At 46.1% G+C, this 20,818-nt stretch carries 19 protein-coding genes; 8 read left to right on the top strand and 11 right to left on the bottom strand.

What is annotated here, in order from left to right:
- Positions 1-111: 111 nt before the first annotated feature.
- Together cadC and zntR are read right to left on the bottom strand one after the other, a co-directional pair.
- Complete coding sequence (cadC, locus tag AWH66_RS04235) at positions 112-1,704, bottom strand: lysine decarboxylation/transport transcriptional activator CadC (protein WP_063604275.1); 1,593 nt, start codon at positions 1,702-1,704, stop codon at positions 112-114.
- 172 nt (positions 1,705-1,876) lie between these two features.
- On the bottom strand, positions 1,877-2,272 hold the full coding sequence (zntR, locus tag AWH66_RS04230; RefSeq protein ID WP_006073412.1) for a Zn(2+)-responsive transcriptional regulator: 396 nt from the start codon (positions 2,270-2,272) through the stop codon (positions 1,877-1,879).
- Positions 2,273-2,559: 287 nt separating this feature from the next.
- Here zntR and purH point away from each other — a divergent pair, with 287 nt between their 5' ends.
- Both purH and purD read left to right on the top strand, forming a co-directional pair.
- Positions 2,560-4,152: a bifunctional phosphoribosylaminoimidazolecarboxamide formyltransferase/IMP cyclohydrolase gene (gene purH / locus AWH66_RS04225; protein WP_063604274.1), complete on the top strand. Its 1,593-nt coding sequence runs from the start codon at positions 2,560-2,562 to the stop codon at positions 4,150-4,152.
- Between the two features lie 85 nt (positions 4,153-4,237).
- The gene (gene purD, locus AWH66_RS04220) at positions 4,238-5,527 is read left to right on the top strand and encodes a phosphoribosylamine--glycine ligase (protein WP_063604273.1); all 1,290 of its coding nucleotides are present in this window, start codon (positions 4,238-4,240) and stop codon (positions 5,525-5,527) included.
- Positions 5,528-5,609: 82 nt separating this feature from the next.
- Here purD and AWH66_RS04215 read toward each other — a convergent pair whose 3' ends face one another.
- A complete protein-coding gene (locus AWH66_RS04215) occupies positions 5,610-6,302 on the bottom strand; it encodes a DUF1481 domain-containing protein (RefSeq protein ID WP_063604272.1) in 693 nt (230 codons plus the stop codon).
- A 207-nt stretch (positions 6,303-6,509) separates the two neighbouring features.
- Positions 6,510-6,782, bottom strand: a complete 273-nt coding sequence (hupA, locus tag AWH66_RS04210; RefSeq protein ID WP_006073404.1) for a nucleoid-associated protein HU-alpha — start codon at positions 6,780-6,782, stop codon at positions 6,510-6,512.
- A gap of 318 nt (positions 6,783-7,100) precedes the next feature.
- Between hupA and AWH66_RS04205 the strand changes: the two genes are divergently transcribed.
- Positions 7,101-8,231 (top strand): CNNM domain-containing protein, encoded by a 1,131-nt coding sequence (locus tag AWH66_RS04205; RefSeq protein ID WP_063604271.1) that lies wholly within the window; start codon positions 7,101-7,103, stop codon positions 8,229-8,231.
- A 61-nt stretch (positions 8,232-8,292) separates the two neighbouring features.
- On the opposite strand, the gene AWH66_RS04200 is transcribed toward AWH66_RS04205, so the two are convergent.
- Complete coding sequence (locus AWH66_RS04200) at positions 8,293-10,182, bottom strand: putative ATP-dependent zinc protease (protein ID WP_063604270.1); 1,890 nt, start codon at positions 10,180-10,182, stop codon at positions 8,293-8,295.
- Positions 10,183-10,455: 273 nt separating this feature from the next.
- Between AWH66_RS04200 and AWH66_RS04195 the strand changes: the two genes are divergently transcribed.
- Positions 10,456-12,777: a Tex family protein gene (locus AWH66_RS04195; protein WP_063604269.1), complete on the top strand. Its 2,322-nt coding sequence runs from the start codon at positions 10,456-10,458 to the stop codon at positions 12,775-12,777.
- 67 nt (positions 12,778-12,844) lie between these two features.
- On the opposite strand, the gene AWH66_RS04190 is transcribed toward AWH66_RS04195, so the two are convergent.
- Both AWH66_RS04190 and bioH read right to left on the bottom strand, forming a co-directional pair.
- Positions 12,845-13,294: a hypothetical protein gene (locus tag AWH66_RS04190; RefSeq protein WP_063604268.1), complete on the bottom strand. Its 450-nt coding sequence runs from the start codon at positions 13,292-13,294 to the stop codon at positions 12,845-12,847.
- Between the two features lie 149 nt (positions 13,295-13,443).
- Positions 13,444-14,235 (bottom strand): pimeloyl-ACP methyl ester esterase BioH, encoded by a 792-nt coding sequence (bioH, locus tag AWH66_RS04185; protein WP_063604267.1) that lies wholly within the window; start codon positions 14,233-14,235, stop codon positions 13,444-13,446.
- Positions 14,236-14,296: 61 nt separating this feature from the next.
- On the opposite strand from bioH, the gene AWH66_RS04180 reads away from it, so the two are divergent.
- The 4 genes from AWH66_RS04180 to cysQ all read left to right on the top strand — a co-directional run bounded on the left by AWH66_RS04180 (position 14,297) and on the right by cysQ (position 17,253).
- Complete coding sequence (locus tag AWH66_RS04180; protein ID WP_240495596.1) at positions 14,297-14,977, top strand: ComF family protein; 681 nt, start codon at positions 14,297-14,299, stop codon at positions 14,975-14,977.
- Positions 14,978-15,093: 116 nt separating this feature from the next.
- A complete protein-coding gene (gene nfuA / locus AWH66_RS04175; RefSeq protein WP_063604265.1) occupies positions 15,094-15,681 on the top strand; it encodes a Fe-S biogenesis protein NfuA in 588 nt (195 codons plus the stop codon).
- Between the two features lie 185 nt (positions 15,682-15,866).
- The gene (nudE, locus tag AWH66_RS04170) at positions 15,867-16,424 is read left to right on the top strand and encodes an ADP compounds hydrolase NudE (RefSeq protein WP_063604264.1); all 558 of its coding nucleotides are present in this window, start codon (positions 15,867-15,869) and stop codon (positions 16,422-16,424) included.
- A gap of 10 nt (positions 16,425-16,434) precedes the next feature.
- A complete protein-coding gene (cysQ, locus tag AWH66_RS04165) occupies positions 16,435-17,253 on the top strand; it encodes a 3'(2'),5'-bisphosphate nucleotidase CysQ (protein WP_063604355.1) in 819 nt (272 codons plus the stop codon).
- A 77-nt stretch (positions 17,254-17,330) separates the two neighbouring features.
- Here cysQ and AWH66_RS04160 read toward each other — a convergent pair whose 3' ends face one another.
- The 4 genes from AWH66_RS04160 to gspK are packed head-to-tail and all read right to left on the bottom strand — an operon-like array spanning position 17,331 to position 20,816.
- Positions 17,331-18,089 carry a type II secretion system protein N gene (locus tag AWH66_RS04160; protein WP_063604263.1) on the bottom strand — a complete coding sequence of 253 codons (759 nt, stop codon included), beginning with the start codon at positions 18,087-18,089 and terminating at the stop codon, positions 17,331-17,333.
- Positions 18,090-18,584 (bottom strand): type II secretion system protein M, encoded by a 495-nt coding sequence (locus AWH66_RS04155; protein WP_063604262.1) that lies wholly within the window; start codon positions 18,582-18,584, stop codon positions 18,090-18,092.
- Positions 18,585-18,592: 8 nt separating this feature from the next.
- The gene (gene gspL, locus AWH66_RS04150) at positions 18,593-19,834 is read right to left on the bottom strand and encodes a type II secretion system protein GspL (protein WP_063604261.1); all 1,242 of its coding nucleotides are present in this window, start codon (positions 19,832-19,834) and stop codon (positions 18,593-18,595) included.
- Complete coding sequence (gspK, locus tag AWH66_RS04145) at positions 19,803-20,816, bottom strand: type II secretion system minor pseudopilin GspK (protein WP_038222770.1); 1,014 nt, start codon at positions 20,814-20,816, stop codon at positions 19,803-19,805. Before gspK ends, gspL begins: the two co-directional genes overlap by 32 nt.
- Positions 20,817-20,818: the final 2 nt, after the last annotated feature.

Here is a 20,818-nt window from a genome sequence, read left to right as displayed (position 1 = left end):
GCTTTCCTGATATCAAGATAGCCCTATACCAGATACAAAAACGCCCTCCAATAGGGAGGGCGAGTATTTGAGTATGAGTGTGCTACTGATTCTCTACACGTTGAGCAAAAATTAGATAAGTCGCACAACAGAAGGATGAACCGCACGATACATGGCGTGATCAATCTGTTTTAGATTGCTATAAAAAATCAGATTTTCACACAGCAGGTAGGTTTCCACGGAAGTATCAATATAAAAGGCTTCACTGTAGGCCTCACTTGCACTGTCCACATCCCCTGATAACTCAGCGTGCTTACCTTTAATGATATAAGCCAATACAGAATCACGAAGTTGAAGCGCTTGGTTCAGGTAAGCGACAGCCTGCTCTTGGTCTCCCACCATGGTTTCATGTAAAGACAGTGCCTCATAAATTCGCGGTTGTATCGGTCCATTCGATGTCGCAAGGTATTGTTTCAGTGCACCAGTGAGTTTGCCTAACTTCTCTTGGGCTAAAGGGCTGGTATCGTCTAAAGCACCTCTAACATAATAGGCGGCCAACAGCTCAGACTGTACATAGGCGTTATCAGGTTCCTGTTCTACCACCTTTTCCAACAAATCAATGCCATATTGGAACTGCCTAACATCAGACATATTCAAATAATGGTTAGCACGAATAAATAACCCTAGTGCTTCAGGGTCACTAGGTACTCCAGCCATCATGGTCACCGCACGTTGCTCAGCATTGGCTACATTAAGCACTCGCATCAAATCTAAGGAGCTTTGTTTGAGTACAGATTTCAAATGCTTGTCGGCTAAGGCATATTGACGGCTAAACAGCACTTTTTCGGAGGAGTTATCTCGATATTCCAATTCAAGAAAGTCGCGGCCATCGTCTTCATCTACTCTTACCAGTACAGTTTTACCGGGGACAATTCCCGTTTTGAATGCCGTTTTATGCAACATCACCCGATAGCCACTGACTTGAGTAATATCTGACATCAACTTTTGAGCAAAACCATCCGCCAGTTCATAGCTGCGTCCCAAACTGCGGATACCATCTTGAAATTCAAACTCGATAAGGTGCGTATCGATAACCTGAGTTATGCTCACCTCCGACTGCTGGTAGGTAAAAATGCCAATCGCGGCCACCAAAATACCAACCCAAATTGCGTTGATCACCCCTAAACGCCAAGGACTTAACAGTCGTTTGGGCTTTTTACTTCGCGTTGCCTTCTGCTTCTGGTACAGAGCTCGAGTCAATGGCGCTGCCGGAAAGGCGATCGCTTCCTGAGCGTCGGTGTCACTCACCACAACTATTGGATCGACTTGAGAGTGTAACGTCGATGTCTCCGAGCTTGCTGGGGTAACAGAGGAAGCTCGATATTGAAGAAATTGCTCCGGCGTCATCGGTGTTACAGCAGCCACCAGTTTGTAGCCACGTTTTGGCACCGTTACGACATAATGGAGATTCTCTTCACGACCATCTCGGAGGATTTTTCGCAGTTCAAAGACAGATTGAGTCACAACCTGATCAGTGACAATGGCGCCGTCCCAAACGTAACGAATCAGTTCGTCGCGACAGTAGACTTGGCCAGAGTGTTCGGCTAAGAAATGTAATAGATTGATTAAGCGTGGTTCAACAGAGACTTCCCTATCTTGTCGATACAGCTTATTTTCATCAACACTGAGAACCCAGTCGTTGATTTGAAAATAGACCTCTACCATATGAATTTTCGTCTCTCACATACACGTCCCCGCACTTTATAGCCCCACGCTACCAGCGGATGACGGTGGAAAGGCGCGATTATAGAGGTCTTGAGAGTTTTCACCTATACAATGCCGATGATCAAAGGTGCAAACTAAGGTTGGTCGCCTCGCGGATGCCTATGAGGTGTGGTTATTCCAACGCCGCTAATATAGAGCAATGACTGGCATCATGGCCATGCCCACAACACGCGTCATTGATTTTTTTCAACGCGGTCCGAATACGTGTTAGCTCCGCTATTTTCTCATCGATGATGCTAAGTTTGGCAGAGGTGATAGCTTTCACCTCTGCACAGCTATGCTCGGTAGCTTCAAGTTTAATGCCTAGCAGTTCTTTGATTTCGTCCAGGCTTAAACCAAGCTCTTTGGCTTTTAAAATAAAGCTGACTTGCTTTTGGCTCTCTTCATTATAAAGACGATATCCGGATTCACTGCGCCCTGCGGGCGCGATAAGTTGGTTTTTCTCATAAAATCGCAACGTATCCGCTGTGACTTTGCAGCGTTTTGCTAACTCACCTATCTGAAACATAACCGTTTAAATTAACCTCTTTGTTACAAAACTGGCCTATAATCCTTTTTTTTTGCACTTTTTTTTGCGATGCCAAACGATTGCGCGAGCTTTTTTGTAATAGATTGGTTAGAATACGCGCCATCGATACAAATGATGCTTTTTTGTCCAAGGATAATTACCAAAGTATTAGTGACCTGTCCCTATGATGGTGCAAGCCACGCTATTTTGGCAACTATCTTTATGCTGTAGGTATAAACACCTACATACAGCAACGTTAACTCCGTGATTTTGAGGAAGACAGAAGCATGAATAACGCTCGTCCAATTCGCCGCGCTCTTATCAGCGTATCTGACAAAACTGGTATTGTTGAGTTTGCCGAAGCGCTAGCACAACGTGGTGTTGATATCTTATCAACAGGTGGTACAGCTCGCCTACTTGCAGAGAAAGGCATCGCAGTAACTGAAGTATCTGACTACACAGGCTTCCCTGAAATGATGGATGGTCGCGTCAAGACTCTGCACCCTAAAGTTCATGGTGGTGTCCTAGGTCGTCGTGGTCAAGACGATGCAGTTATGGAGACACACGGTATCAACCCTATCGATATGGTTGTCGTTAACCTTTATCCATTCGCAGAGACGGTTGCTAAAGAAGGCTGCACACTAGAAGACGCCGTTGAGAACATCGATATTGGTGGTCCAACTATGGTTCGCTCTGCTGCGAAAAACCACAAAGACGTGACTATCGTTGTTAACGCACACGACTACGACCGCGTTATTGCTGAAATGGACGCAAACGACAAGTCTCTTACCCTAGAGACACGTTTCGACCTCGCTATCGCAGCGTTCGAGCACACGGCATCTTACGACGGCATGATCGCTAACTACTTCGGCACTATGGTTCCATCTTACGGTGAAAACAAAGAAGGTGACGAAGAGTCTAAATTCCCACGCACGTTTAACCAACAGTTCGTGAAGAAGCAAGACATGCGCTACGGTGAGAACAGCCACCAAGACGCGGCATTCTACGTAGAAGCAAACCCAGAAGAAGCCTCTGTATCTACCGCTCGCCAAATCCAAGGTAAAGCCCTGTCTTACAACAACATCGCCGACACTGACGCTGCACTTGAGTGTGTGAAAGAGTTTGCAGAACCTGCTTGCGTTATCGTTAAGCACGCGAACCCATGTGGTGTTGCGCTAGGTAAAGACATCCTAGAAGCGTATGACCGTGCATACAAAACTGACCCAACGTCAGCGTTTGGCGGCATCATCGCGTTCAACCAAGAACTAGATGCAGAAACAGCGAAAGCAATTGTTGAGCGTCAATTTGTTGAAGTGATTATCGCTCCTTCTGTTTCAGCTGAAGCAGTAGAAGTGGTTGCAGCGAAGAAAAACGTTCGCCTACTAGAGTGTGGCGAGTGGACAACTAAGACAACTGGTTTTGACGTTAAACGCGTTAACGGTGGTCTTCTAGTTCAAGACCGTGACCAAGGCATGGTATCACTTGATGACCTTAAAGTAGTTTCTAAGCGTCAACCGACCGAAGAAGAGCTGAAAGATGCACTATTCTGCTGGAAAGTTGCTAAGTACGTGAAATCAAATGCGATCGTTTATTCGAAAGGCGACATGACTATCGGTGTAGGTGCTGGTCAAATGAGTCGCGTGTACTCTGCAAAAATTGCTGGTATCAAAGCTGCTGACGAAGGTCTACAGGTTGAAGGCTGTGTAATGGCATCAGATGCGTTCTTCCCGTTCCGTGATGGCATTGACGCTGCAGCAGAAGCTGGCATCAAGTGCGTTATCCAACCAGGTGGCTCTATGCGTGATGACGAAGTTATCGCAGCCGCTGATGAGCATGGCATGGCGATGATCTTCACAGGCATGCGCCACTTCCGTCACTAATTACTCGCCGCATTTGGTGCGGTAGCCACGTTAGCGCTGCAACACCAACTGCTTAGAGTAATCCAAATTTTGAAAGGATTATTAAATGAACGTTCTAATTATTGGTGCTGGTGGTCGTGAGCACGCTCTGGGTTGGAAAGTGGCTCAGAATCCAAATGTTGAAACTGTTTTCGTAGCACCAGGTAACGCAGGCTCTGCGCTTGAGCCTAAGCTAGAAAACGTTGCAATTGATGTTGAAGACATTCAAGGTCTGGTTGCATTTGCAAAAGAGAAAAGCATCGAGCTAACGATTGTTGGCCCTGAAGCACCGCTTGTGATTGGTGTTGTTGATGCATTCCAAGAAGCAGGTCTTGCGATCTTTGGTCCTACTCAAGCAGCAGCTCAGCTAGAAGGCTCAAAAGCGTTCACTAAAGACTTCTTAGCTCGTCACGCTATCCCAACGGGTGCTTACGCTAACTTCACTGAAATTGAGCCTGCACTGGCTTACGTTCGTGAGCAAGGCGCACCAATCGTTGTTAAAGCTGACGGTCTTGCCGCAGGCAAAGGTGTTATCGTTGCGATGACGCTTGAAGAAGCGGAAGAGGCAATCAAAGACATGCTAGCTGGCAACGCGTTTGGCGACGCTGGTAGCCGCGTGGTTATTGAAGAGTTCCTAGACGGCGAAGAGGCGAGCTTCATCGTGATGGTTGATGGCGAAAACGTATTGCCAATGGCAACGAGCCAAGACCACAAACGTGTTGGTGATAAGGACACCGGTCCTAACACTGGCGGTATGGGTGCATACTCTCCTGCTCCAGTGGTTACTCAAGAAATCCACAACCGCATCATGGAAGAAGTTATCTATCCAACGGTTCGCGGTATGGCTTCTGAAGGTAACCCATACACAGGTTTCCTATACGCGGGTCTAATGATCGACAAAGACGGCACACCTAAAGTTATCGAATACAACTGCCGCTTCGGTGACCCAGAAACACAACCTATCATGATGCGTATGCAATCAGACATGGTTAAGCTTTGCCAAGCTGCAATCGACAAGAAGCTAGACCAAGTTGAGTCTAAGTGGGATCCACGTGCCTCTATCGGTATCGTTCTAGCAGCCGGTGGCTACCCAGCGTCTTACAACAAAGGTGATGTTATCTCTGGTCTACCAACGACAGAAGTGGAAGGCGAGAAAGTATTCCACGCTGGTACGGCAGACAAAGACGGCAACGTTGTGACTAACGGTGGTCGCGTACTATGTGCGACAGCCCTAGGCAACACTGTATCTGAAGCTCAAGCGCGCGCTTATGAGCTGACTAAAAAGATCAGCTGGGACGGCATGTTCCACCGCAATGACATCGGTTATCGTGCCATTGCACGCGAGCAAGGCGAGTAACCTTCGTTCTATAGCTAAATAGCAATAAGGCGCTCAATAGAGCGCCTTTATTTTATCCTGCTGTCTGGTCACGTTGTGCTGGTTATTCAGTGGCTAGCACTGGACGCTTAATGCAATCGGTCGAACCATCAGAGAGCATCAGCAATTGCTCTACTTTTGCTCCACTCAATCGAGTGCTACCTAAAAACGCAACATAGCTTTCCACTTCAGCCAAACGTTGCACAACAAAGTCTGGCAAACTTTGTTCAAACTTAATATTGTTAAATTCAATGCCGCTACAGGTTTCCAGCGATTTTCCATCCCAATGACCTTGAATAAGTTCTAAACCATCACTGTCCTGCTCTTTTACTCTTTCTACAAGCAGATCTGCTTCACGCTGGTAGTTTTCTAGTTGAGCGCGTTTGATGGGTAGTACTTTGCCATTACGACGGTATTGTTGGTAGATAGCTTCGCCATCTTTATTGAAACGAACGTGAATACGGTAATTGACTGAACCTGACTCCAGCTCATTCTGCACCCCTTCTCGCACAAATTCACGTAATGTGTCACCGCTCCAACGATAATTGGACTTATACCAACCATAGTCATTCATATTGACATAGTCAGCAGCGCTGAACGGTTTTGTCAGTCGCTCAGTATACCAATACAAGCTCGTTGCATCCCCTAACGTTTGACCACCTGTGTATTCCGAATACTGATTCAGAGATGGTGAAGGAGAAGAGGAGCAACCAGCGATCGTTGCGACTAATAGTGATACCAACAGAATTTTCTTCATTGATGTCTATAACCTCAAACAAAAGCAACGTAGGCAAACAACAGCTTCTACTTACAGTAGGACAGCGTGAATGACAAGGCGTTCACTTCAATTCAGAGTATTGGAGAGAGATTGATGGATAAGCGCATTACATCGGCTAACACGTTTATCGATCAACCGCAGGGGAAGGAAAACAGCACCGATGAAAACTCATCGGTGCTGTAGAAATTATTTAACTGCGTCTTTTAGCGCTTTACCAGCTACGAAAGCTGGAACGTTCGCTGCAGCGATTTGGATTTCTTCACCAGTTTTTGGATTACGACCAGTGCGTGCTGCACGGTGGTTTACTTTGAACGTACCAAAACCAATTAGTTGAACTTGGTCACCTTCAGTTAGCGCTTCAGAAACACCTGAAAGCGTCGCTTCAAGCGCTGCTTTAGCTTGTGCTTTAGATAGGTCTGCTTTCTCAGCGATAAAGTCGATTAATTGGGTCTTGTTCATTAGGTTTCCCTTCTTCATGTTATCGAGTTAGAGCCCACTCTAAATCATAAAGCCCCCATCTGGCAAAGGTTTGTAGCCGATCTTTCTCACTTATGACCGAGATTTAACCGTTTTATGAGCAATAACTCACAATTTGTTACGCGAAGATTGAGTTTGAAACCTTGTAATTTATTGCATAAAGTCCCATAAATGCACTGCCGTACAATTAATAAGCCTGATAAATCTATTGCGCGGCTACTGTTTTTTAAGCACTCACCAACAATGCACAGGCTCATTTGCAGCAAAGTTAGGTTGATGTGTGCACATATTAGGAAATGAATGTTTCTTTTAACGGTTTACATAGCGATCGCTATCGGTGTTTCTTTTATCTGTTCTGTGCTTGAAGCGGTGTTACTTAGTATTACACCAAGCTACCTAGCCCAGCTTCGACAACAAGAGCATCCTGCAGCAAACAAGCTTAGCAAGCTTAAAGCTGAACTCGATCGACCATTGGCTTCTATTTTGACGCTTAACACCATCGCACACACCATCGGCGCGGCAACGGCAGGTGCACAAGCTGCTAAAGTGTTTGGTAGTCAATGGCTAGGCGTTTTCTCAGCGGTACTGACATTAGGTATTTTAGTGTTGTCAGAAATCGTCCCGAAAACCATTGGTGCAACCTATTGGCGTCAGCTTGCTCCTACAGCAGCCACGATTTTGCGTTGGATGGTGTGGGCACTAACTCCATTTGTTTGGTTCTCCGAGCAGATCACTAAGCGTCTGGCTCGTGGCCATGAAGCGCCAAAAATGCGTGATGAGCTGTCTGCGATGGCGATGTTGGCAAAAGAAAGTGGTGAGTTTGCTGAGGGTGAATCCAATATCTTGAACAATATTCTTAATATTCAAGATATTCCGGTAACGCAAGTCATGACACCGCGCCCGGTGGTTTTCCGCATTGCAGCTGAAATGACCATCAATGAATTCTTGGACCAGCATAAAGAGACACCTTTCTCTCGTCCGCTGGTCTATAGCCAACAAAAAGACAATATCCTCGGGTTTGTACACCGTCTGGAATTGTTCAAGTTGCAGCAACAAGGCAGTGGTGAAAAGCAGTTGGGCTCTGTAATGCGCCCTATCCACGTGCTGTTTAACACGATTATGTTGCCTAAGGCATTTGAGCAAATGATGGCTGCACGCCTACAGATTGCAATGATTGTGGATGAATATGGCACAATTCAAGGCATTATTACGCTAGAAGATATTTTTGAGCACTTACTAGGCCAAGAGATCGTCGACGAAGCAGACAAAACCACAGACATGCAAGAACTGGCTTACCAGCGTTGGGAACACTGGAAAGAGAAGCACAGTATGATCGATGGGTCTGATGAGGAAGACCACGAAGAAGTCGACAACAGCTCAGAGTCAGAAAAGAAGCCCGATGCCGACATCAAAAAAGATGAACAGCAATAATCGCTAAAAAATAAAACGGCAGCGCCTAGACGCTGCCGTTTTTTATTGGCTTACGTTTGAGTTAGTGACTGCCAATATCATTTCCTAATAGGAAGTTCTCATCACTACTGACCACCACGCCATACTTAAGGAAGTTTTTCCCTAAAATCATACTGTAGTGGAAACGAGAGCGGTCTTGTAAGTTGACTCGGACCGTCTTCTCGACATCGCCAAGTTTCACTCGCATTTCAACCACTGGGCGTACATTGGCTTTCTCACCCGCCTTCGCTTTAATGCGCATCACATCCACCACTTCACGGGTGAATTCTTGTTTCATCCCCATATCATTGGCATAAGTGAAGGTCACCATGTCTTTACCGTCTTTCTTGAACTGTTTAATATCCAACGCATTCATTGAGCTAACATCAGCGCCGGTATCAAGCTTCACAGGGAACTGTAAACCTTCTACCGTTGCATTCTCAATATGACCTGCGGTGAAGATGGGGTAGGCATCCAGCAGATTTTCGCTTCGAGTATTCACCAATACACCAGCTTTCGTCGCTTTCTTACCAATGATGAAATAAGGCTCTTCACCTTCATCACTATCCAGAGCTTCCAACGCAAATTCAACCGTCACTTCTCTATCGCCAACGATGAACTCCCCGTCGACAACCGGACGCACTGTGTCACCCACTTTAATTTTACGAAGAATGGTCTTGCGGATTTTTTCTTCGTTACCTTGGTCGTTCGATAAGTAGTACTCGACTTTGTCACGACCTTTAGCTTCAATCATTTCAAAGCTAGCGACTTTTAATAGTGGCGTGCTAACCGCAAAAGAAGGTTCAGCGTTTAACTGGTAGCCATCAAGAATCAGACTTTCCACAGGTGAAACCACCAGCGGTTTATTCTTCATGCGAGACTCAAAGCTTTGCTTCTTCTTGTCCAGCTTATCTTTGGCACCCGTATCGACAATAAAATTTTTACTAAGTGTATCTAAGCCTAACCGAAGCTGAGTACTGTATTTAGAGCGATCTTTTAAATAAACCTGAATCGTCTGCTCAAAGTCTTTACCACCTTTGAACGGCACAAAAATAACTGGGTATTCATTGCCACTGACAGAGAGCATTTTCACCAGTGGATACGTCACGCGCTTTTTCGCGTTTTCTTTACCCGCCAAGTCAAAACTCACGCTGTTATCTTTTTTATTTACTTCGATATTCTGCGCATTAAGAATGCTGTAGTTATTTTGCAAAGATAGGCTCACATCGACGGGCACACCATCAACTTCACCCGACTCACGACGGCCAATAACTTGAGCGTCTTTCTGTTCTTGCAAATAGTCGTAACCCGCCATGACCCAAGCGTTGTCAGCTAAGAACGTTTTACCAATTAAGATAGGGGCACTAAAACCACTTCGATCAGTTAAGTTCACTTCGGTTTCTACTGTTTTACCTGCAATTGTCAGCGGCAGGGTAATCACAGGGCGATAGATAGGTGTCGCACTGGTTCGGCTACGAATCACACTGGTGCGCGTCAAAGGTCGCTCCATAGTGATTTTCTCTCCTGTGTAAGGGTGACGGAGCGTAAAAGTCACCATCCCACCGAAGTTTCGTTCTTCATTATCAAATTCTTCTAACCACCAGTCACTGGCAGAGCCGCCGTACTCATCTACGATGGTCTGCAACAGCTTCTCATCAGTTAACCCTTGGTACTTTGGGTTGTCACTGGTGACATGGATATCTTCAGCGTGCATCGACGTGGTGTCAGCACCGGTGTCAATCTTGCCAACAAAAGGGATACCTTCAAGTGCTTTAATGTCTTGATAGTACACACTCTCAACGCGACCTAAGACGAGTTTATCTTCGATAGAAAGTACAGGTGCTTGAGTAGTAGAGAGATCTGGTGCAGCCATAGCCCACCCACTGGTCATAGAGGCGAGAATTAACGCCAACTTAGTTGCTGTTCTATTCATTTTAATACATCCATTCATTGACCGACTTTTAATACCCCGTTTGTCTTGAGACAACGGCCACTGTAATTCATTGCCAACTATCTTTAACTTTACAGAAAATTAACGGAATATCCACGCGATTATCAATAAATTAGCAAATTACTGAGGTGTTTCACGGCTAAGTGATAGAGAAAAATAACCGAGCAATTGCAAAACTTAGCTCAAGCCCTTATATCCTATAGATATCGAAGAAAGGACCGTCCTTTCCCTAACACACAACAAGAGAATACACGGATGAGCCAAGCTATCTGTCAACTGATTGCTAAAGAGCTGAGCGTCAGCACTAAGCAAGTTGAAGCTGCTGTCACTTTGATTGATGACGGCAACACCGTACCCTTTATTGCACGTTACCGAAAAGAGGTAACAGGCGGGCTTGACGATACCCAATTACGTACTTTGGATTCTCGCCTTAGTTATCTGAGAGAATTGGACGAAAGACGTCAGACAATTCTGAAATCCATTGATGAGCAGGGCAAACTCAGTGCCGAATTACGCGCTGAAATCGAAAACGCCGACAACAAAACACGTCTTGAAGATCTGTATCTACCATATAAGCCAAAACGTCGGACTAAAGGGCAGATTGCCATTGAAGCAGGACTAGAGCCACTTGCGGATCTGCTTTGGAATCAACCAAGTCATACTCCGGAAGACGCTTCCCAACAGTACGTTGATGAGTCAAAAGGTGTCGCAGATAGCAAAGCCGCTCTTGATGGTGCACGCGCTATAATCATGGAACGAATCGCTGAAGATGCCGACCTATTAGAGAAAATTCGTCACTACCTAAATCGTAACGCGGAACTTAGTGCTCGTGTGATCCAAGGCAAGGAACACGAAGGCGAGAAGTTCAAAGACTATTTTGAACACGATGAAGCCATCAGCAAAGTTCCGTCGCACCGTGCACTGGCCATGCTTCGTGGTCGCAATGAAGGCTTCTTGCAATTATCCCTCAACGCCGATCCAGCTAATCAGGAAAACGCGCGAGAGTCTCACTGTGAAACCATCATTGCAGAACATTATGGTGTTCATCTAAGCCAAGCGCCGGCGGATGCTTGGCGCAAACAAGTCATCAGTTGGGCATGGCGCATCAAAGTATCAATGCACATGGAAACCGAACTGATGGGCGCGCTCAAAGAACGCTCTGAAGTCGATGCCATTACCGTGTTCGCCACAAACTTGAAAGACCTTCTGATGGCCGCCCCAGCTGGTCCAAGAGCAACCCTAGGTCTAGACCCTGGTTTGAGAACAGGCTGTAAAGTTGCCGTCGTCGACACTACAGGAAAAGTGTTAACAACAGAGACGATCTACCCTCATCCACCGCAAAAGCAGTACGATAAGTCAGCACAGGTCATTGAGCAGTTAGTGCGTCAATACAATGTCGACCTAATCGCGATTGGTAACGGTACTGCCTCACGTGAGACAGACAGCTTTGCTGCCGATGTGATTAAACGTGGTAATCTTAAAGTTCAGAAAATTATCGTCAGCGAAGCTGGTGCTTCAGTGTACTCAGCCTCTGAACTTGCTGCCAAAGAGTTCCCCAATATGGACGTGTCACTACGTGGTGCCGTCTCTATTGCACGCCGACTGCAAGACCCACTGGCTGAACTCGTGAAAATCGACCCTAAGTCTATTGGTGTTGGTCAATATCAGCACGATGTAAGTCAAACCATGCTGGCTAAACGCCTAGATGCCGTCGTCGAAGATTGCGTAAACGCAGTTGGGGTTGATGTAAATACGGCCTCAGCTGCGCTACTCACTCGAGTGGCAGGACTTTCATCAACACTGGCGCAAAACATTGTCGACTATCGTGATGAAAATGGCCGCTTCGAAGCCCGTACAACCTTGAAGAAAGTCGCCCGTTTAGGTCCTAAAGCTTTTGAGCAGTGCGCAGGTTTCCTTCGCATTATGAATGGCAAAAACCCTCTTGATGCATCTTCGGTACACCCTGAAGCGTATCCAGTGGTCAAAACAATTGCTGAGAAAACTGGCCGTAAAGTGCAAACGATTATCGGTGATAGCAGCTTTTTGAAGTCCATTAACGCCATTGATTACACCGACGAGACATTTGGTTTGCCAACCGTCACTGATATTATCCGCGAACTGGATAAGCCAGGCCGTGACCCTCGACCTGAGTTTAAGACCGCAACCTTTGCCGAAGGGGTCAACAAGATCTCCGATTTAGAACCGGGTATGGTGCTAGAAGGTGTGGTGTCTAACGTCGCTAACTTTGGTGCCTTTGTGGATATTGGTGTGCATCAGGATGGATTGGTACATATTTCGGCCCTAACGGATAAGTTTGTCGCCGACCCTCGCGAAGTAGTTAAAGCAGGTGATATCGTTAAAGTTAAGGTGATGGAAGTGGATGCGGCCCGTAAGCGCATCGGCCTTTCTATGCGTTTAAACGATGAACCGGGACAAGATAACAGAACTAGCCGCAGCTCATCTCAAAAGCCGAGAGAGCCTCGAGGCGGACAACGTCAACACAAACCTCGTCAGGAATCCGGTAATAGCGCTATGGGCGGCGCATTCGCAGCGGCGTTTGCCAAGGCGAAAAAGTAGTTTCTATCAATAACAAAAGAGCACCTTAGGGTGCTCTTTTTGATTCACGTCATATCGAACCGTTCAATTAAGTAACCGCAAGAATATCAGATGGTGTATTAGGCGCTACTGCATGGCCGTAATGATAACGAATCACGGTGCGACGTTTGGCCATCTTCCCTTCGAGTATCGCTGCATCAACTATTTTCTTCGGCAAACGAAAGCGCATGGCATAGCCTTTCCCTTGCGAATGACTATAGGTATTAAGCGACAATAACCGAAACCAATTTTCTACCGGATTATGCGGCTGAGAATCCTCTTCTTCCGTTTCATACTCAGGGTGCTCAGCAGGATCCCAGGCGCTGCGCTTACGGCGCTTTTCATCTTCGTTGATGCGTCGTTCAGCATTGGTTCTCGCCAGTTCCACGGGAGCAATGATCGGCTCTCTCACTTTATTGTCACGAGCCACTTGCTCTGTCTGCGGATTCACGGACGGTGCAATAACCGGGGCACTTACACTGTTGGGTGACACGATCATGGTCACTCTCCTCTGTAATGAGTGATTACAGCCAATACCTCTACACTTAGCCTTATCTTTCGCTGATTGAATTATCGTCAATCATCTCAATACAGTATCGGACAAAATGCATAAAGCTTTACCGATTTTGTGTAAAAATCCTGCAAATATCAGCGAACTAACGCCTGTACCTTATCGATAAAACTGCTTTGCTCGGTAATAAACGGAGCGTGCGAAGAATCCTTAAATACATGTGATTGATGACCGGATGTGAGTCCATCTAGCTGTTTTGCAACGCGCACTGGCACTAAACCATCTAATCGACCATACCAACGGTGAACTGGCATCGATAGTTCTCCCAACTGTTGGCGCAGATCGAGGGAATCCAACCAATTCAGCCCCAGCATCAATGCTTTTTGAGAAGGCATAGGCCGTGATAACACCGCTTCTTTTAGTTGTTTCACATCTTGACGAGCGCTTGGGCTGCCCATGGCTTGCAGTGCCATAAATCGTTCAATGGTTAGCTTGAAATTTTCTGTTAGCTGTTCAGTAAACGCAGCCAATACATCCTTTTTAATCCCGCGCCACTGTTCACCTTCAGAGAACTTGGGCGAGCTTGCTAACGTCACTAACTGCGAGATTCTTTGCGGATAATAATGAGCTATATGAGTCGCCACCAACCCGCCTAAAGACCACCCCAACCAAATGGCCTTGTCGGGAGCATCCGCCAGTAACAACTCACAAAACTGCTCAAGGGACTGATACTCAACATCATGACTGAAACCATAACCGGGTAAATCAACGCTATGCACGGTGAAAGACTGAGCCAGTTCGGCACTGCACTTTGACCATACCGCGCCATTCATGCCCCAACCATGAAGCAAAACGATATCGGGTCCCTGACCTTCAGAATGCCAATGTACTTTTGATGCTGAGCTCACGTTATCTCCTACCGAATTCATACTATGTTGGGGTTGTTTTGCTTCATGCTAAACAGATATTCTCAAACGTCAAATTAGACCAATGAAACTGTCACTTCCAATACCCTCGCTGTGTCATCTATGTGGTTTGCGTATCGACTCAACCATGGGGCACCATTTATGGTGCCCACATTGTCATCGACAAATGGCGTTACACATTAAACGCTGCCGTTGCTGCGGTTTACAGTTAGAGACACAGGCCGATAAGTGTGGCCAGTGCCTAAAATCACCGCCTCCATGGCATCAAATGTACTGTTTGGGTGACTACCAATACCCACTTTCAACGCTCATCCAGCAGATAAAGCGGCAGAAACGCTATTGGCTACTTCCTCCTTTAGCTCAAATGCTCAGCGATTTGATTCTTCACCCCGCTCCCATGGTGGTCACGGTACCAATGAGCTGGCATCAATATCTATTAAGGGGATTTAACCTTAGTGAAGTGCTCGCTAACGAGATAGCCAAGTCCGCTCCTCAAACTCAACTCATGCCCGATGTATTTCTCAAACACGCTCGATCCCCAATGCAAAAAACCTTAGATAAAACCGCACGACTGCGTAATGTTCGACAAGCGTTTTCATTACGTCAGCGACCGAAAGCAAGTCACGTTGCGATAATTGATGATGTGGTCACAACTGGCGCAACTGTCAGACATTTAAGCGAATTATTGCTTGATGTAGGGGTCGAAAAAATCGATATTTACTGCTTGTGCCGCACGCCAAAATGAGTTGGTAAACCACTGCAACCTCAAGTTGCACACAATACAGACAAATAATTTTGGCATCTACTCACGACAGGAGTAGAATAGCGGTAATAACCTACAACTATACTCAGGTATTCGTCGTGTCAAATCCAATTACTATTACAGAAAGTGCGCAGAGCCACTTTGCCAAACTACTGGCTCAACAGCCAGAGGGTACGAACATCCGTGTTTTTGTCGTTAACCCAGGCACTCAAAACGCTGAATGCGGTGTGTCTTATTGCCCACCAGAAGCGATTGAGTCAAACGACACCGAATTTAAATACGAAGTCCTATCCGCTTATGTTGATGAGCTATCTCTACCCTTCCTTGAAGATGCTGAGATCGACTTCGTCACTGACAAAATGGGTTCGCAGCTTACGTTAAAAGCACCAAACGCGAAAATGCGCAAAGTTTCTGACGATGCGCCATTGATGGAACGTGTCGAGTATGCGATCCAAACTCAAGTAAACCCACAGCTTGCTGGTCACGGTGGCCACGTTAGTCTGATGGAAATTACCGAAGACGGCATTGCTATCGTTCAGTTTGGTGGTGGTTGTAACGGTTGCTCAATGGTTGACGTGACCCTGAAAGAAGGTATTGAAAAACAGCTTCTTCAAGAATTCTCTGGTGAACTCACAGCGGTTAGAGATATGACCGAGCATGATCGTGGCGAGCACTCATACTACTAAGTGACTTTTTCGCCTCACACGGCCATAAAGTTCGAGCAGAGCGCCAAGGGAAACCTTTGCGCTCTGTTTTTTTATGGTTCTATTTGGCGATGAATCAATTCCTATATATATTAAGCAATACAATAATTTCTGTTCCACAGGCTCACATCACTCAACTACGTGGAACAACGCTAAGGAGATAAGCCATGCCGTCCAAAAAAGGACCTGAAATCTTAGCCCAAAAGACCGTTGCCGAATCTCGGCTATTTAAGATTGAGGCGTTAGACTTAGCGTTTTCTAATGGTACCAAGCGCACTTATGAGCGAATGAAACCAAGTGGTCGTAATGCGGTCATGATGGTTCCCATTACAGAGCATGGTGATATTTTATTGGTACGAGAGTATGCCGCTGGCACAGAGCGTTACGAGCTAGGTTTTCCTAAAGGGCTTATCGACCCTGGCGAGTCACCAGAGCAAGCAGCGGTGCGAGAGTTGAAAGAAGAAATCGGCTTTGGGGCAAATAAACTAACTCCGCTTAAAGAAGTGATCTTAGCGCCGTCTTATTTTTCAAGTCGCATGACCTTGTTCGTTGCTCAAGATCTATATCCTGAGCAGCTTGAAGGCGATGAACCAGAGCCTTTAGAAATAGTGAAATGGCCATTGGCTCAGGCAGACGAGCTCCTGTCTCATATGGATTTCTCCGAAGCGCGCAGTATTACCGCATTACTGCTGATGTTAAGAATGAAGTCAGAACTAGGACTATAACGTGACGGCACTGAATAAAGATTTCTCCCACCTCATTCCCGACGCCATCAGCATTGCTCGCCTTGCTGGGCAGCTCATATTAGACATCTATGAAAACAAGCAATATGAGGCTTTTACCAAAGAAGATGAGACTCCAGTCACCACCGCCGACCTCGCAGCTCACAAGCTGATTGTTGAAAAGCTCAGTCAGTTAACACCAGATATCCCTGTACTGTCTGAAGAAGCAGCAGATATTAGCCTTGAACAACGTTCGCAATGGGATACCTATTGGCTTGTTGACCCGCTTGATGGTACTCAAGAATTCATTGCTCGCAGTGGCGATTTCGCTACGATTATTGCACTAGTTCACAATCATAAGCCGATTATGGGAATCGTCTATGCGCCCGTGTCAGGTGTGACTTACTACGCCTACGAGAATAAAGGGGCTTGGAAAATCCCATCCATGGATGAAAGCTTAAGAATTAATGTCCTCAAACATGATACTCAAGATCAATCCATCGCGATTGCGATTAGTCGCCGCCAAAATATCAATCGTGTTACAGCAAGAATGAGCTCTGCGTGGAACTATGATTTGGTTCCTCTTGGTTCTGCGGCATTAAAAGCGTGTTTAGTGGCGGAAGGCGCAGTGGACTGTTACCTGCGCTTAGGCCCTACAGGTGAATGGGATACCGCGGCAACCCAATGCATTGTCGAAGAAGCTGGCGGCGCCATCTTAAGCACCGAATTAGGCCCACTGTCCTACAACCAAAGAGAGACGTTGGAAAATCCAAACTTTATTGTAATTGGTGACCAATCGCTGGCTTGGGATAAGATTCTCATTCAGAAATAGAAACTACAATAAATGAAAAAAGGAGGCTAAGCCTCCTTTTTACTTGTTAACTCAACAAACTACTTAGTCTCTAGTTCCTAGAATCGTCCTTGATAATTAAAGGAGTAACGACCTTGACTATCAGGGCTACCTAGCCAACTCAATTGCTGACGCATGGTCGCAGGGAAATCGCCTTCCGGCTTAAACCACGCGCTGGATTGATATTGTCGATTCGGCGTCAGCTGCCCTGAGAACTCACTAGAGACTTGCTTGCTAGATTGGCTGCCTTTCGCGGTTAGCACATTGTCTTTGCATGCCAAATCTACAATAGTCGGCCCAAAGCTTAAACTGCCGACAGGGGTTTCAATATAGCCTGCACTCCATGACAGACTACCCTCTCCCGTTCCACACCAAGGAGATTGGTATTGCAACGATTTGATCGCCAATTCAAGCTGCCCCCCAGCCGTAACGGGCACGGGCATAGGAGAATATTGTAGAACGGTATCAGCCGGTATCGAAGCTAACAAGGTCTCCACATAAGGTCCTGAGAAGCTAATACCGACGTTCCCTTTGCCAGAGAGACCAAGCGCACTACCACGGCCAAATCTAACGGCATACTCTGGAGACAGAGTTAGCAAACTCGACCATGAGAAGGACCAATTAAGCTCTCCTAGTTGGTAGTTCTGAACTCGTACATTTTGAGCTCGCCCCTGCCAAACCGTTCCTTCTACGCTATCAATCAACACACCTTGAGGCAACGGTGAGAAGCTCAATGCCACGCTTGCAGGCAAGTGATAGATAGCACTAGCAGTAAATACACTGGTGCAAAGTAACGCGTACTTAATGACTCGTTTCACTTAGCTACCTCTTTTAAATTGCAGACGGTTCACTTCTATCACACCACTCAAATCCGCCTTATCAATATCCATATTTTCCACTGTCACTCCGTGGTTTTCCTGTAAATAAAACAACCAATTTACGAAGAACTCAAACGGGATCGGTTTGATCCAGACTTGCAGCTGGTCGTTACGAGGCTGCATACGAATCAACTCGACATTAAATCGATTTGTTGACGATGTGATAACCTGATTTAAAGGTTGCTTGGAGACAACCACACCGCCAGCACGGCGTTTTTCAATAATGGTATCGGCTTGTTCACTCACCCAAGACAACAATTGACGCTCTGACTGAATACGCATTTGAGCATTCTCAGTTCGCTGAGCAAACGGGGCGAGTATCCCCCAATAGATGATCCCAATAATGGCAATAACAGAACATGCCAATACTAGTCGCTGTTCCCTTTGACTGATGCTAAGCCACCAGCTTTGTGCGCTAAGAAGTAGACCTTTCATTATTGACCCTATTTTGCCTTCAACACAAAGTTACCCATCACCACTTCACCATTGCGGTTAAGGGGACCTTGTGACACATCGAACTGCGTTTCCAGTTTTATTCTTGCTGCTTCAAAACTTTCAAAATCCTTGCTGGTGACACTCATACGAACTTCATTACGATTACTATCAAAGGTAAAACTCTCAACTTGCATGCCATTCACTTGACCCACGGTGTCAGGCAATTTCGATAACCACTCCAGTACCGACGCACTGGAAATATCGGAGCCACCTAATCGGCCTAGCTCATCTTGCATCTGTCGCTTCAGATAGCTCACTGTTGGAATGCGTTGTTTATCTGGAAACACACTTCGGAAAATACGTTCACTTTCCGCTCGGTAAGCTGCTGCTTGAGATTCATACTGATTAACAAGCACCACTTGCTCCGCAATCAGAGCAACGATAAGTATTGAGGCTGCAATAGCTACTTTCTTCCAGACTTTCCAATGTTTTAAGAAAGAGGCTTTAGGTTTAAAGTCACCACTGAGTAAACTAACACCGCTATCCACCACTCCTCTTGAAAGTAGTACCATGGCTGGTTCTGCTGGCAACGTTTGCCATGAGACATGGTCAGAATACGAAGTAACAATTGTAGGCTCTTCTGAATAGCTCTCTACGACTACTACAGCAGACTCTTCTTGATCTTGCTGCTCCCGAGAGGATAAATAATCCGACTTAATAACCGCTTCAAGCCAGTTGTTATCAACCGTCATACCCGACCATTCAGAGGTACGAAACAGCCACTGCTCATCCATTTCAATCGCAGAAACATGTTGTGTCTTGGACAAAGCTAAAACATCAGGAACGACCTTTTTAACTTCAATACCATGTTGCAAAAACGCCTCAAGCACATCAGATAAATAGCGCTTATCAACCGCACACACTGCCGCTTTGTCAGCGTGTTTATTAAGAATCGTAAAGTGAAGCTGCTCGACATCTTGAGCAATATCATCTTCTACAAGAAATGGCAGCATGGTTTCAAACTGCCTAGCTCCACCTGCAGGGATCTCAACTTGAGCGAAGTGAACATCCTGTGCACATAGCATAAGCATTGTGACACGCTGCTGCGCGTATTCCTTGATCTCTTCGAGCTGCGCTAAACTGTCTAGCACACCACTCGCTATCACTTCTTGCTGATTGGTCGACCAAACCGCCCAATGTACAGGGCTAGTCGGCTGACTATTCAGGCGAACGGTTAAAAACTCGCTCACGAAATCCTCCAAATCGACGGCGCACTACCGTCACATCTTGCCTATCTTGGCTAAAAAATAAGGTTCTTAATCGCAGTCTTGATTCGTCCACAACTACCTGCGCATCTAACTCAAAGTAAACACTGTCCACAGTCAGGAAAGGAGAACCTTGCTGCTTTGTATTGTCATCCACCGCACCCATTTGTGGCTCTGCTAAAAACTGATTCACACCAGACCACCCATCAAAGGGGCGGTTTTCAATAAGCTGTTTGGCATTATCCACCGACAAATTCGGTGCAAATAACGCAGCAAGTAATGGTGCTTGCTCGACCGAAATCGTATTAACATTGAGCTGCCAACTGGATGTCGGTAACGCGCATACTAGTGGAGCAATTTTCAACATAGCCTCACCAGACATCTGATTAATTGCTCTCAGCTCAGAACTGTCAGCGATTAGGCCATTAGCGGCAACGTACGCTGGCGACAAAGACTCGTAGTAACTGTCTCCAACTCCAGACACGGAGCGAACTGTCGTTTCCTTATTGATAAATTCCCATGTCGAATCAGCAATTTGTTCGGCTTGGTAATTCTCTACTTCACTTTCTTCCAGCAATCGCTGAAAGAAACGCACCAAAAATGGCTTAGTGGCGCTATTAGCATTCGGTGTCACATTCGCCAGAGCATTTACATTGAAGCATGACTGCATATCTCGAATGTAGCCAGTTGCTTGACCATAATCTAGGGGATAAGTGCGCTCCTCAAGAGCCCAAGGCTGATTCAGATTAATACTGTCTTTGTTATCTTTGTAGCTCTCTTTTATCGCAACAGAGGCCAAGGCCTCAACACCAATGGCATACCAATAGGCCTGTTGATAATTAACCTGATTCGAGGCTCGAGTGAACTGACTAAACAAGCGCTCCGACATCGTAGCGGCTATTGATACCATGATGGCTAAAAGCAGCAGAATAACAATCAAGGCAACCCCTTTTTGGGAGTTAGGCATCA

It is taken from the genome of Vibrio barjaei, from assembly GCF_001639065.2.
Classification (GTDB): Bacteria; Pseudomonadota; Gammaproteobacteria; order Enterobacterales; family Vibrionaceae; genus Vibrio; species Vibrio barjaei.
The sequence above is the reverse complement of the archived record's forward strand: the minus strand, read 5'-3'. Positions and strand labels throughout refer to the sequence as shown.